We start from the raw sequence: 12,451 nt of genomic DNA, 5'->3' as shown, positions 1-12,451 counted from the left end.
CCGTCGGAACCGGCGTGACCAGGGCAAAGGAAGCTTTCCGAGCAGGGGAAAATAACAAGGGACGCCTCTTCGAGACGTCCCTGGGTCTTGCGCTCCGATCACTCTCAGGTGAGTGCCGGCTCGCGCTCTTGCATGCGGCTTAGCGCCTCGTCGCGGGTTTGCGCCGCAAGAGCGTCATTCGTGGCCTGAAGTCGGATGAGTTCTGCCTCCAGATCCCGGATACGCTGCTGCAGGCGGCGCATTTCCGAGACCATTCGAGGGTCAGGACCGCCGACGTGGCCGAGTAGAGCCTTCGCCATGGTAAAGGGTCCTCCACGCTGAGTGACCAGACTGGTTCGCGCACTTCTTATTCCGCGGGAGGGGTGCGCGTGGTACTTAACAAGAGTCGCACCGGCAGTGTGGGCGGTCAAGTCGATCGAACCGCTGAGCCCTACTGATGGGCACTCCCGACATACAACTATACCCCATTTGGGGGGTTTAGGGGAAGTCGCTATCGCTCCACAAAACCGCCCAAACTACCTCGTGGTTCGCTCCAACGTTCCACTACTCCATCGACCCTGCCCGGCGTGTCGCAACCTCTGAGCAGCTCCAGCAGCTTGACGCACGCCGACCGCGGCCCCTCGGCGACCACCTCCACCCGGCCGTCCTCGGTGTTGCGCGCCCATCCCGCCAGTCCGAGCTCGAGCGCTCTGGCCCGGGTCCACCAGCGGAACCCCACACCCTGGACCCTCCCCCGCACCCAGGCAGTCACCCGGACGTTCTCCGATTTTTCGGTATTTTTCGTGTTCTCCGACATCTGATCTCCCCTGTGCTCTCACGCCACCAAGGCCTCCGAGCCGAGCGCGTGCCGGGCCGCCGCGTCGCGGAACGCCCGGATCGCCGCCGTCTCGGCCGCCCGCGCCCAGGCCAGGCCGAGAATCGACGGAGGCAGGCCGGCGACGGGGACGAAGCTCACGTCGGGACGCCTGTGGTGGGCGGCCGTGGGGGCGCAGAAGAGCATGCCGCCCCGGCCGAGCGCCACCTGGGTCAGGCCCTCCTGGCTCGTGGTCACCGTACCGGCCCGGGGAATCGGACGTCCTGAAGGGGTCACGGAGGGTGCCACGCGTTCCCGCCAGGCGCGCGGTGCTGGACCGTCCAGGCCGATCAGGGGCAGGCCCGCCAGTTCCTCGGCGCCGATGCTCGCCCGGCCGGCCAGGGGATGGCGGGTGGAGACGCCCAACTCGTACGACACCCGGTTCAGGCCCTCGCCCACCGCCAGGTCGGGCTCGCCCACCGGCAGCAGCGTGAACACGATGTCCACCCGTCCGGCCCGCAGCCTGCCGAACGGGTCGGACAGCGGGATCTCCACCAGTTCGACCTCGCAGCCGGGGTGGCGGCTCTCGAAGGCGCGTACGCTGCCCGTCACGACATCCGTGGGCGTGGCCAGGAACCCCACCCTGAGCACGCCCGTCACCTCGCGGGCGGCCGCCTTCGCCCGGCTCACGGCCGTGGCCAGCCCTTCGTACGCGGGCCTCAGGTCGGCCAGGAAACGTTCGCCGAGCGGTGTCAGGCGCACCCGCCTGCTGGTCCGCTGGAAGAGCCGGCCGCCGATCCTGGTCTCCAGCGAGCGCATGAGCTGGCTCACCCGGCCCGGAGACAGGTAGAGGCGCTCGGCCGTACGCGCGAAGTGCAACTCCTCGCTGAGCACGACGAAGCACTCCAGTTCCCTGAACTCCATCTCCACCTCCACCGATCGCTTAGCCTGCCTAAACCAAGCTTTCGGCCTTCGCCATTGTTCCCGCCCGCGGACGCCAGAAGGCTGAGCGACATGACAATGACCGATGTACGCGCCTCCACCCAGGCGCGATGGCTCGCCGTGACCTCGGTCGCGGTCGGCACCTTCACCATCGTGACCAGCGAGATGCTGCCCGTCGGGCTGCTGACCGCGATCGCCTCCGACCTCCGGGTCTCCGACGGCACGGCCGGGCTGATGATGACGGCCCCAGGGCTGGTCGCGGCGGTCGCCGCACCCCTGCTGGCGGTGACCACCCGCCGGGTCGACCGGCGGGTCACGCTGCTGGGGCTGATGGCGTTGCTGGCGGTGGCCAACCTGGCGGGCGCGTTCGCCCAGAGCCACGTCGTCATGATGGCCGCCCGGGTGCTGACCGGGGTGAGCATCGGCGGTTTCTGGGCGTTCGCGGCCGGGCTGGCGCCCCGGCTCGTGCCCGGCCGGTCGGTCGGACGGGCCACGTCGATCATCTTGTCCGGGGTGTCGGTGGCGTCGGTGCTGGGGGTGCCGGCGGCCACGTTCGTGTCGTCGTTCGCGGGGTGGCGGAGCGCGTTCATCGCCATGGGGGTGGTGGCGCTGGTCCTGCTCGCCGTGCTCGCCGCCACCCTGCCGCCGCTGCCCGGCGACCCGCCGCCCACGCCCGCCCGGCCGCGGAACGACCGCGAAACCGCCCAGAACGGCTCCACACCGGCGCGGGACGCCGCGGGGGGCACCGAGGCCGCCCGCCGGCCCGGCAGGCGGGCGGCGTGGCTCTCACGGCCGCTCAGGCTCGTGCTCGTGCTGACCGTCCTCCTCGTGTCCGGCCACTTCGCGGCCTACACCTACGTCCGGCCGTTCCTGGAGCAGGTCTCGCACGCCGGCCCCGCCCTCATCAGCACCGCGCTCCTCGTGTACGGCGCCGCCGGCGTGGCGGGCAACTTCGCCTCGGGTGCGCTGGCCGCCAGGAACCCCAGGCCGGTGCTGATCGCGCTGGCCGCGCTCATGGCCCTGGCCACGGCGGCGCTGCCGGTGATCGGGCTGCCCCTGGCCTTGCTCGTGGTGTGGGGCCTCGGCTACGGCGGCGTGGGCGTCGCCCTCCAGCTGTGGATCATGCGGGAGGGCGGCGGCGAGCTCGGCACGGCGCTGTTCGTCAGCGCCTTCAACGTCTCCATCGCGCTCGGCGCGCTCGCCGGCGGCCGGGTGGTCGACGGCGTCTCGATCAGCGCGGTGATGGGACTGGCGGCGGGCCTGGCCGCTCTGGGCGCGGTCGTCGCTGGCATCTGGGGCAGGAATAGGACGACCGGTTCATGAACGCCTCGCGCCGGATCGGGGCGCCGCAGCGCGAGCACGGCAGGTCGCGCCGGCCGTAGACCTCCAGAGAACGCTCGAAGTAGCCGCTGTCGCCGTTGACGTCGACGTAGAGGCTGTCGAACGACGTGCCGCCCTGCTGGAGGGCGGCGGCCATCACCGCGCGGACCGCGGCCAGCAGCTCGGCGATCTTGGGCCTGGTGAGCGTCTGCGTGGGACGGGCCCAGTGGAGCCGGGCGATCCACAGAGCCTCGTCGGCGTAGATGTTGCCGACGCCGCTGATCAGCGACTGGTCGAGCAGGGCCCGCTTGATCTCGGTGCGTTTGGCCCTGAGCCTGCGGGTGAACTCCTCCTCGTCGAACGCCGACTCGAACGGGTCGGGCGCGATGTGGGCGATCGGCTCGGGCACGCCGCCGACCAGGGCGGTGAGCATGATGTGGCCGAACGTACGCTGGTCGACGAAGCGCAGGTCGGGGCCGCCGTCCTCGAAGCGGAGGCGTACTCTGAGGTGTTTCTCCGGCGGCGCGTCACCGTCGACCACCAGCAACTGGCCGCTCATCCCCAGGTGGGCCATGAGCGCCTCCTCGGCGCCCGACAGCGGCAACCACAGATATTTGCCGCGGCGCTCGGCCGACAGCAGCGTGCGGCCCTTCAGCCGCGCGGTGAACTCGTCGGGGCCGGGCATGTGACGCCTGATCGCGCGGGGGTGCAGCACCTCCGCCGAGGCGATCTCACGGCCGATGACCCATTGCGCGAGGCCGCGCCTGACGACCTCGACCTCGGGCAGCTCGGGCAACACGCACCTCGCCCTCTGGACGCCGAACTCTCACCTTGTGGAAACCCCGGACGCGGACACTCAGCTCGCGGGCTGGCTCTCCCGCTGCTCCCTGCGAGCCCTGATGCGGGTCCACGCCGCCTCGGCCGCCTGCTGCTCGGCCTCCTTCTTGCTGCGCCCGGTGCCCGAGCCGTAGGACTCGCCGCCGACCCGCACCATCGCCGTGAACGACTTGGCGTGGTCGGGGCCGCTCTCCTCGACATGGTATTCGGGCACGCCGAGCGCCTCGGAGGCGGTCAGCTCCTGCAGGGAGGTCTTCCAGTCGAGCCCCGCGCCCAGCGACGCCGAGCGCACGATCAGCGGGTCGAACAGCAGGTGCACCACCCGGAACGCCTCGTCGAGACCCTTGTCGACATAGACCGCGCCGATGAGCGCCTCGAGCGTGTCGGCCAGGATGGACGACTTGTCGCGCCCGCCGGTGCCCTCCTCGCCCCTGCCGAGCCGCAGGAACCGGCCCAGCCCGAGCCCGCGGGCCACGTCGGCCAGCGCCCGCATGTTGACCACCGCGGCGCGCAGCTTCGCCAGCTGGCCCTCGGGCAGATCGGGATGGTTGCGGTAGAGAGTGTCGGTGACCACCAGGCCCAGCACCGAGTCGCCCAGGAACTCCAGGCGCTCGTTGGTGGGCAGGCCACCGTTCTCGTACGCGTAGGAGCGGTGCGTCAGCGCCCGCTCGAGGATCGCGGGATCCAGGGCGACCGCCAGGACCCGCTCCAACTCGTCTCTGGCGACCTCCACGGCCACCGGCTTAGGACCTGCGCCCACGTGCTTCCTCCTCGGACATCTTCACACGGCGCGCCGGCTGCGGAAGATGCCCGAAAACGTGGTGGGCGTCGGGGTAACGCGTAGCCCCGGCGTCCACCACGGCCGCGGGCGAACCGCCGCCGCACGCATCCGAAACGGTAACGCCGACCGAGGCACAATGGCACCCGGCCGGCATCACGTCAATCAGGCGGACGGCTCGATGACCTGACGACGGTTGTAGGTGCCGCAGGTGGGGCACGCGATGTGCGGCTGCTTCGGCGAACGGCACTGCGGGCAGCTCACCAGGGCGACAGCAGTCGTCTTCCACTGGGAGCGACGGGCGCGGGTGTTGCTCCGCGACATCTTTCGCTTCGGGACGGCCACGTCACTTCTCCTGATCGTTATCGTTCTCGGAAATCAGACCCTGCAACGACGCCCAGCGGGCGTCGATCTTCTCGTGCCGGTGACCCGCGCCGGCCTCGGCCAGCTTGATCCCGCACTCCGCGCAGAGCCCTTCGCAGTCATCCCTGCACACCGGGCTCAACGGAAGTGCGAGCACCACCGCGTCGCGGAAGGTCGGCTCGAGGTCGAGCAGCTCCCCGTCGAGCAGCGAATCCTCCTCCGAGGCGTCCTCGTCGGAGTAGAAGAACAGCTCCTGCAAGTTGACCTCGACATCCGAGGTGACAGGGTCGAGGCACCGCGCGCACTCCCCGGCCAGCGGGGCCTGCGCCGTGCCTGAGACGAGCACGCCTTCCATCACTGCCTCGAGCCGGAGATCCAGCTCGACTTCGGCGTCCTTGGGGACACCGATCATGTCGACGCCGAGATCTGCCGGTGCCGGGAGCGACAGGGTCATCTGCCTCATCGTGCCCGGCCGCTTTCCCAGGTCATGAGTGGAGATCACCCAAGGGGAGCGGGGGTCGAGGTGCTGAGTCATCCTGCTCTCGCTAGGCATGGCGAAAACCGTCGCCGTCGTACAAGGCCGAAAAGAAAGAATAGCAGCCCTGCGGGGGGCATGCCCCCCGCATACCCCCCGACCGCATCGCGCCGCGCCCGTTCCCTCAACGCTCGGGCGCTAGCTTCTGAGGCGCTCGATGAGCAGCTTGTGCACCAGATCCGGCACGAGGCCCGACACGTCGCCGCCGTATCGGGCGATCTCCTTCACCCGGCTGGAGGAGAGGAACGAGTATTCGGGGTTGGTCGGCATGAACAGCGTCTCGACCCCCGACAGGCGGTAGTTCAGCTGCGCCATCTGCAGCTCGTAGTCGAAGTCGCTGACCACCCTGATGCCCTTGACGATGGCGGGGATGTCGTGCTGCCTGCAGAAGTCGACCAGCAGGCCATGGAACTTCTCGACTTTGACGTTCGGATATTCCTTGGTCACGGTCTGCAGGATGTCGATCCGTTCGTCGACCGTGAACAGGCTGCTCTTCTCGACATTGATGAGAACGGCCACGGTCACCTCGTCGTACAGCCGCGCGGACCGGCCGATGATGTCGAGGTGGCCATTGGTGATGGGGTCGAACGACCCCGGGCAGACTACGCGGCGCAAGACGCCTCCCAGGTTTACGGGCAGGTCTACGGGTTCCCGGCGGCGCGACCGTACCAAACGGACGCTTCACCATATCGACGGACCCTCTCCTCAACGTAGCCTTCCGGCCACATAAGGGCCTTTCCCCTGCTTTCCCGCTCGAACGCCACCAACGCCTCTCCAGCCAGCCAGCCGTTGTCGCGCAGCAACTCCAGAACCCGCTCCACCTCGCCGTCGGTCGTGGCGTAGGGCGGGTCGGCGAACACGATGTCGTACGGCTCGTCAGGCGCCTTCCCGAGCACCCGCGTCACCTTGTCGGCCACCACGCGGGCGCCGTCGAGGCCGAGCGAATCGACGTTGGCCCTGATCGTCCTGACGGCCCTGGCATCGGACTCGACCAGCAGGGCCGCGGCCGCACCCCTGGACAGCGCCTCCAGCCCGACCGCGCCCGAACCGGCGTAGAGGTCGATCACCCGGGCGTCGCGGATCCCGTGCAGGGAGTCGAGCGTCAAGAGGATCCCTTCTCGCGCCCTGTCACTGGTCGGTCTCGTCCCGCGCCCCGGCGGCACGGCCAGGCGCCTGCCACCCGCGATGCCTGCGATGATCCGCGTCATGTGACCCATTGTTCCGTATGTTCGCGCAGGTCAAGGATGCACAAGTGTCTGCCTCGACTACGCAAGGGTGATTCACATCGGGAGGATCGGCCCGCATGATGAGTTCTGCGGCCTTCAAGGTGACCCACATGAAGGCCGACCGGCGTGATCGTGAGCCCTTCCGCACGCCGGTTCCCTCGGCACCTGACCCGAGGGTGGGCCCAGCCGGGGACGGCATTCGGGGGGAGGCCGTCCCCGCGGCTGGGCCTTTTACATGATCGTTTTGATCGGCGGCCGCCCTGCCCGCCTCAGGTCTTCTCCAGGTATTCCGCACGCTCGTCGGCCAGCAGCCGTTCGATCTCCGCGCGCAGACCCTCGTGGGACGCGAGCTCGGGATCGCGGGCCAGCAGCGCGCCGGCCTCCTCCCTGGCCGTGGCGATGACGTCCTCGTCGCGCAGGAGTTGCAGCAGCTTCAGCGAGGAGCGCTTGCCCGACTGCGCCGCGCCCAGGACGTCGCCCTCCCGCCGCTGCTCCAGGTCGACCCGTGACAGCTCGAACCCGTCGAGCGTCGCAGCCACCGCGTCGAGGCGGGCGCGGGCCGGGGTGCCCTCGGGGAAGTCGGAGACCAGCAGGCACAGGCCGGGCAGGCCGCCCCGGCCGACCCGACCGCGCAGCTGGTGGAGCTGGGAGACGCCGAAGCGGTCGGCGTCCATGATGATCATGACGGAGGAGTTGGGCACGTCGACCCCGACCTCGATGACCGTGGTGGCCACCAGGACGTCGAGCTCGCCCCGCGTGAAGGCGCGCATGAGCGCGTCCTTCTCCTCCGGAGGCAGCTTGCCGTGCAGCGTGCCGACCCGCAGGTCGTGGAAGGGCCCCTCGGACAGGAGCTGGGCCACGTCGAGCACCGCGAGCGGCGGGCGCCGCTCCTCGTCGGCGGGGGTCGCCAAATCGCCCTCGTCGCCCTCCAGGTCGCCGATGCGGGGGCACACGATGTAGGCCTGCCGCCCCAGCCCGACCTCCTCCCTGACCCGCTGCCAGGTGCGTTCGAGGTAGTGGGGCTTCTCGGCTGCCGGGACGACGTGGGTGGTGATGGGGGCACGACCCGACGGGAGCTGGGACAACGTCGAGACCTCCAGGTCGCCGAAGACCGTCATCGCGACCGTGCGCGGGATCGGCGTGGCCGTCATCACCAGGACGTGCGGGCGCGTCCCGCCGGCCTTCTCGCGCAGCGCGTCGCGCTGCTCCACCCCGAACCGGTGCTGCTCGTCGACCACGACCAGCCCGAGGTCGGCGAACTGGACGTGCTCCTGCAGCAGAGCATGCGTGCCGACGACGATGCCCGCCGTGCCGGAGGCGGCGTCGAGCAGGGCCGATCGGCGGCCGGCGGCGCCCATCGAGCCGGTCAGCAGGGTGACGGATGTGCCCCCGAACATGCCTCCCTGCGCCAGGTCGCCCAGCATGGTGGTGATCGAGCGGTGGTGCTGCTGGGCGAGCACCTCGGTCGGCGCCAGCAGCGCCGCCTGGCCGCCCGCGTCGACCACCTGGAGCATCGCGCGCAGCGCCACCACCGTCTTGCCCGCCCCGACCTCGCCCTGCAGGAGCCGGTGCATCGGATGCTCCAGCGCGAGGTCGGCGGCGATCTCCTCGCCGACCTTCGCCTGGCCCTCGGTCAGCGCGAACGGCAGCCGCGCGTCGAAGTCGTCCAGCATGCCGCCGGACCGCCTGGGCCTCGGCCTGGCGGGCCAGGCGGTGGCCGCCTGCCGCCGCTGGAGCAGCACCGCCTGCAGCACGAACGCCTCGTCGAACTTCAGCCTCTTGCGCGCCCTGCCGACCTCGGCGAAGTCTTTCGGCCGGTGGATGGCCACGAGCGCCTCGCCCAGGTCCTGCAGGCCGTGGCGGGCCCGCAGCTCGGCCGGCAGCGGATCTTCGAGCGGGCCCAGCGTGTCGAGCACGACGCCGACCGCGCGCCTGATCGCCCACGGCGTCACGTCCTTGCCCGCCGGGTAGATCGGCACCGGCGCCGCCGCGAACTCCTCCGCGCTCGCCTCTCCCTCCTCGAACAACTCGAACTCCGGATGAGCGAGCTGCCAGCGCGGCTTGGCCCGCGCGCCGAACAACCCCACCTTGCCGGCGAACATCCCGCGCCGCCCCGGCTTGAGCCGCGACTCGGCCACGTGGGAGCCCTTGCCGAAGAACGACAGGTAGAGCCGGTTGCCGTTGCCGTCGACGATCTCGACCTCCAGCCAGGTGCCGCCCCGGTTGCGCATGGGCTTGCGCATCAGCCTGGTCACCTCGCCGACCACCGTGACGTGCTCGTCGACCGCCAGCGCGTCGAGCGAGGTCAGCTCGCCGCGCTCGGCATAGCGGCGCGGATAGTGGCGCAGCAGGTCGCCGACCGTCTCCAGGCCGAGCACGCTGTGCAGCAGCTTGGCGGTCTTCGGGTCGAGGGCCTTCGTCAGAGGCTCGTCGAAACGGCTCACGGCACTTAGTTCTACCGCCTGAGGCCGACAGGAATCCCCTCCCCCGCCGCCCGCGTGCCGATCCTGGCCGCCTTCACGGGGAATCCCGCACGGAAGGCGCGGCTCGGCGCTCGCCGTCATTCCACGCCGATGAGGAGCGGGTAGCCGCCCTGCTCGCCGTCGTACACGACGAGGTCGACATCGGGGCGCGTACGCCTGAGATGGTCCTCGACGCGGCCGGCGAGCCCGGCGGGCGCCTGCGCGCCCGTGACCAGGGTCACCAGCTCGCCGCCGCCCGCCACCATCCGGTCGACGACCGTGGTGGCCACGTGGTCGACCGTGTCGCCGATCACGGCGACGTCCCCGTCGATCAGGCCGAGCACGTCACCGGGGCGGCACACCCCCGCGCTGGTGAACGCCTCCCTGTCGGCCACCGTCACGTGCCCGCGCCGCGTGTGGCCCGCCGCGTCGGTCATCGCGACCACGTCGTCGTCGAAACGGCGCAGCGGATCGTGTACGGCCAGCGCCGCCAGCCCCTGCACGGTGGCCTCCGTGGGCAGCACGCTGACCGTGACGCCGTCCTCGCGGGCGATCTCCGCCGCCGCGGCGGCGACCGCCCTGACCCCCTCGTCGTTCGGCAGGACGGCCACCTCGCCACCCGCCTGCCTGATCGCGGCGAGCACGGCGGGCAGCGTGGGCCTGGCGCCGGGGGCGCGCCGCACCACGACCGCGCCGCACTCCTCGAACAGCGCCGCGATCCCGTCTCCCGCGGCCACCGCCACCACGCCCCTGCCGGCGCCGCCGCGGTGGGTGCGTTCGGCCAGGTAGGTGATCCTGATCCGGTGCGGCCTGCCCGCGCGCAGCCCTGCCTCGACCGCGGGGCCCGCCTCGGCCACGTGCACGTGCACGTTCCAGAGCCCCTCGCCGCCGACCACGACCAGCGAGTCGCCCATGGCGTCGAGCTCCTCGCGCAGCGCCCGCACCGCGCGGTCGGGGGCGTCCAGCAGGTACATCACCTCGTACCCCGCCCCCACCTCCGCCATGGGCGCCACCCGCGCGGTCGGCGCGGGAACGTCGTAGTGGCCGGTGGACGAACCCGTGATCACGGAGGCGAGCGTCTCGAGCACGATCGCCGCGCCGGCGCCGCCGGCGTCCACGACGCCGCTGCGGGCCAGCACGTCGAGCTGGCCGGTCGTCCGGCGCAGCGCGACCCTGGCCTCCTCCGCCGCCTGCCGCGCCACCGCGCCCAGGTCGCCGGCCTCGGTGTCCTGGACGGCCCTGGCGGCGGACTCCAGCACGCTCAGCACCGTGCCCTCGACCGGCCTGGCCACGGCCTCTCTGGCGAGGGTGGCGGCCCTGAGCAGCCCGGCGCGCAGGTCGGGACCCTCCTTCAGCACCTCGGCGAGCCCGCGCAGCGCCTGGCTGACGATCACCCCTGAGTTGCCGCGCGCGCCGACGAGGGCGCCGTACGAGAGGGTCTGCCACACCACGGCCGCGTCCACGTCGTCGGGCAGCGACTCGACGGCCTCGGCCGCCGACAACATGGTCAGGTGCAGGTTGGTGCCGGTGTCACCGTCGGCGACGGGGAACACGTTGAGCGCGTCGATCTCCGTCCTGGCCTGGCCGAGCGCGTCGGCGGCCAGCCGGGCCCAGCGGCGCACCGCGGGCGGGTCGAGGATCTTCATGCCGGCCCTCCGACCTCCCCGATGCGCTACGGTTGTGCGAGGAGAATATCGCCGCATCGGACCTGGTCCAGTGCTCTGGTTCGCGCCCATCGGGGTGGATCGGATATTCTCGTCTGGCTGGCCGGTTGTCCCGGCATGCCCTCCGCCCGGAATTCATCCGCGGACAGGGCTACATCGACTGTTTTAAGGAGCGATACCGTGGCTTCCGTCTGCGATGTCTGCCGCAAGGGGCCGACGTTCGGCAACAACGTGTCACACTCCCACCGCCGCACCCGCCGTCGTTGGAACCCCAACATCCAGACGGTCCGCGCGGTCGTCGGCGGCACGCCGAAAAAGCTGAACGTGTGCACCTCGTGCATCAAGGCGGGCAAGGTCACCCGCTAGTCCGCGCTTTTCACGAAGCCCGTCCGTTCCTGAGGGAACCGGCGGGCTTTCGTCATCCCACCCCCCTGTGACCGGGGCTCTCCCTCACCTCCGAAGTGCCCCGCCTGGGGCGGAGGAACCTCTGGGAGCAGGGCTCTGCGGGCCCTGGGAAGGCCCGGGACGACCGCGCGCCAGGAGGAGCCCAGTGCGGGACACGACAGCCCAGGAGAGCCGGTGCGGGGCGCGGGCGGTCCCTCGGTCGCCTCACGCCGGCCCGGCGACAGGAGAGCGGCTCAGCACCCACGTGGACGGTTCTCCCGCGCCGTGGTTCACGGAGGAGACGGTCAGCGCCAGCGCCAGGCGTGGTCGACGGGGCCGATGCCGCCGCCGAGGGGGAAACCTCTGGCGATCGCTCCCGTCACGTACTCCTTCGCCCTGCCCACCGCCGACGGCATGTCGTCGCCCATCGCCAGGCGGGAGGCGATGGCCGAGGCGAGCGTGCAGCCCGTGCCGTGGGTGTGGCGGTTGTCGAGGCGTTCGGCGGCGAAGCGGAACTCTTCCGTGCCGTCGGTGAGCAGGTCGACCGGGGCCCCGGGCAGGTGGCCGCCCTTGATCAGCGCCCACGCGGGCCCCAGTTCCAGGACGGCGTCGGCGGCCCTGCGCAGGCCGTCCTCGTCATCGACCTTGACCGAGGTGAGCTGCTCCACCTCCCACAGGTTCGGCGTCACCACGGTGGCCACGGGCAGCAGGCGCGTCCGCATCGTCTCGATCGCTTCGGGAGCGAGCAGCGAGTTGCCGTGCTTCGACACTCCGACGGGGTCCACGACCAGCGGCGCGTCGTACGGGCCGAGCGCGTCGGCCACCGTCTCGACCAGCACAGGCGAGGCGAGCATGCCGGTCTTCACCGCCTGCGCGCCGATGTCGCCGAGCACCGAGTCGAGTTGCGCGCGTACGGCCTCGGGCGGCAGCTCCCAGTAGCCCTGGACGCCCAGCGAGTTCTGGGCGGTCACGGCGGCGATGACGCTCATGCCGTGAGCGCCCATCGCCATCATGGTCTTCAGGTCGGCCTGGATGCCCGCGCCGCCCCCGGAGTCGGAGCCGGCGACGGTCAGCACGCGTGGCGGGGTGGAAACCGCCGTGGAAGGGGCGTTTTGCGGGGATCGCTCCGTCATGTCCCCTATCCAAC

The 12,451-nt window shown here is 71.0% G+C and carries 14 protein-coding genes; 2 read left to right on the top strand and 12 right to left on the bottom strand.

Annotated elements, in window-relative coordinates; translation table 11 throughout:
• Positions 1-104: 104 nt before the first annotated feature.
• The 3 genes from ACZ6SA_RS41270 to ACZ6SA_RS41260 form a co-directional block, all read right to left on the bottom strand.
• Positions 105-299 carry a hypothetical protein gene (locus ACZ6SA_RS41270; protein WP_090938435.1) on the bottom strand — a complete coding sequence of 65 codons (195 nt, stop codon included), beginning with the start codon at positions 297-299 and terminating at the stop codon, positions 105-107.
• A gap of 191 nt (positions 300-490) precedes the next feature.
• A complete protein-coding gene (locus ACZ6SA_RS41265) occupies positions 491-796 on the bottom strand; it encodes an acylphosphatase (RefSeq protein WP_347645282.1) in 306 nt (101 codons plus the stop codon).
• 18 nt (positions 797-814) lie between these two features.
• The gene (locus ACZ6SA_RS41260; RefSeq protein ID WP_465834417.1) at positions 815-1,717 is read right to left on the bottom strand and encodes a LysR family transcriptional regulator; all 903 of its coding nucleotides are present in this window, start codon (positions 1,715-1,717) and stop codon (positions 815-817) included.
• Between the two features lie 90 nt (positions 1,718-1,807).
• Between ACZ6SA_RS41260 and ACZ6SA_RS41255 the strand changes: the two genes are divergently transcribed.
• Positions 1,808-3,058: an MFS transporter gene (locus ACZ6SA_RS41255; protein WP_465834415.1), complete on the top strand. Its 1,251-nt coding sequence runs from the start codon at positions 1,808-1,810 to the stop codon at positions 3,056-3,058.
• Here the strand turns inward: ACZ6SA_RS41255 and mutM are convergent.
• The 8 genes from mutM to ACZ6SA_RS41215 all read right to left on the bottom strand — a co-directional run bounded on the left by mutM (position 2,967) and on the right by ACZ6SA_RS41215 (position 10,902).
• Entirely contained in the window at positions 2,967-3,851 is an 885-nt protein-coding gene (gene mutM, locus ACZ6SA_RS41250; RefSeq protein WP_465834516.1) for a bifunctional DNA-formamidopyrimidine glycosylase/DNA-(apurinic or apyrimidinic site) lyase, read from the bottom strand. The two genes, ACZ6SA_RS41255 and mutM, sit on opposite strands and share 92 nt — an antisense overlap.
• 60 nt (positions 3,852-3,911) lie before the next feature.
• Positions 3,912-4,631, bottom strand: a complete 720-nt coding sequence (gene rnc / locus ACZ6SA_RS41245) for a ribonuclease III (RefSeq protein WP_132628102.1) — start codon at positions 4,629-4,631, stop codon at positions 3,912-3,914.
• Between the two features lie 204 nt (positions 4,632-4,835).
• Complete coding sequence (gene rpmF, locus ACZ6SA_RS41240) at positions 4,836-5,015, bottom strand: 50S ribosomal protein L32 (protein ID WP_033409409.1); 180 nt, start codon at positions 5,013-5,015, stop codon at positions 4,836-4,838.
• A gap of 1 nt (position 5,016) precedes the next feature.
• Positions 5,017-5,586, bottom strand: a complete 570-nt coding sequence (locus ACZ6SA_RS41235; RefSeq protein WP_465834412.1) for a YceD family protein — start codon at positions 5,584-5,586, stop codon at positions 5,017-5,019.
• A 120-nt stretch (positions 5,587-5,706) separates the two neighbouring features.
• A complete protein-coding gene (gene coaD / locus ACZ6SA_RS41230; protein ID WP_347618539.1) occupies positions 5,707-6,183 on the bottom strand; it encodes a pantetheine-phosphate adenylyltransferase in 477 nt (158 codons plus the stop codon).
• Positions 6,184-6,209: 26 nt separating this feature from the next.
• On the bottom strand, positions 6,210-6,776 hold the full coding sequence (gene rsmD, locus ACZ6SA_RS41225; RefSeq protein WP_347645289.1) for a 16S rRNA (guanine(966)-N(2))-methyltransferase RsmD: 567 nt from the start codon (positions 6,774-6,776) through the stop codon (positions 6,210-6,212).
• 287 nt (positions 6,777-7,063) lie between these two features.
• Entirely contained in the window at positions 7,064-9,238 is a 2,175-nt protein-coding gene (gene recG, locus ACZ6SA_RS41220; RefSeq protein ID WP_465834409.1) for an ATP-dependent DNA helicase RecG, read from the bottom strand.
• 116 nt (positions 9,239-9,354) lie between these two features.
• A complete protein-coding gene (locus ACZ6SA_RS41215) occupies positions 9,355-10,902 on the bottom strand; it encodes a DAK2 domain-containing protein (RefSeq protein ID WP_465834407.1) in 1,548 nt (515 codons plus the stop codon).
• Positions 10,903-11,100: 198 nt separating this feature from the next.
• Between ACZ6SA_RS41215 and rpmB the strand changes: the two genes are divergently transcribed.
• Positions 11,101-11,286 carry a 50S ribosomal protein L28 gene (gene rpmB, locus ACZ6SA_RS41210; protein ID WP_043618345.1) on the top strand — a complete coding sequence of 62 codons (186 nt, stop codon included), beginning with the start codon at positions 11,101-11,103 and terminating at the stop codon, positions 11,284-11,286.
• Positions 11,287-11,609: 323 nt separating this feature from the next.
• Here rpmB and thiD read toward each other — a convergent pair whose 3' ends face one another.
• Positions 11,610-12,437 carry a bifunctional hydroxymethylpyrimidine kinase/phosphomethylpyrimidine kinase gene (gene thiD, locus ACZ6SA_RS41205; protein WP_347645294.1) on the bottom strand — a complete coding sequence of 276 codons (828 nt, stop codon included), beginning with the start codon at positions 12,435-12,437 and terminating at the stop codon, positions 11,610-11,612.
• Between the last annotated feature and the right edge of the window lie 14 nt (positions 12,438-12,451).

The organism is Nonomuraea sp. NPDC049378 (assembly GCF_055586745.1).
The sequence above is the reverse complement of the archived record's forward strand: the minus strand, read 5'-3'. Positions and strand labels throughout refer to the sequence as shown.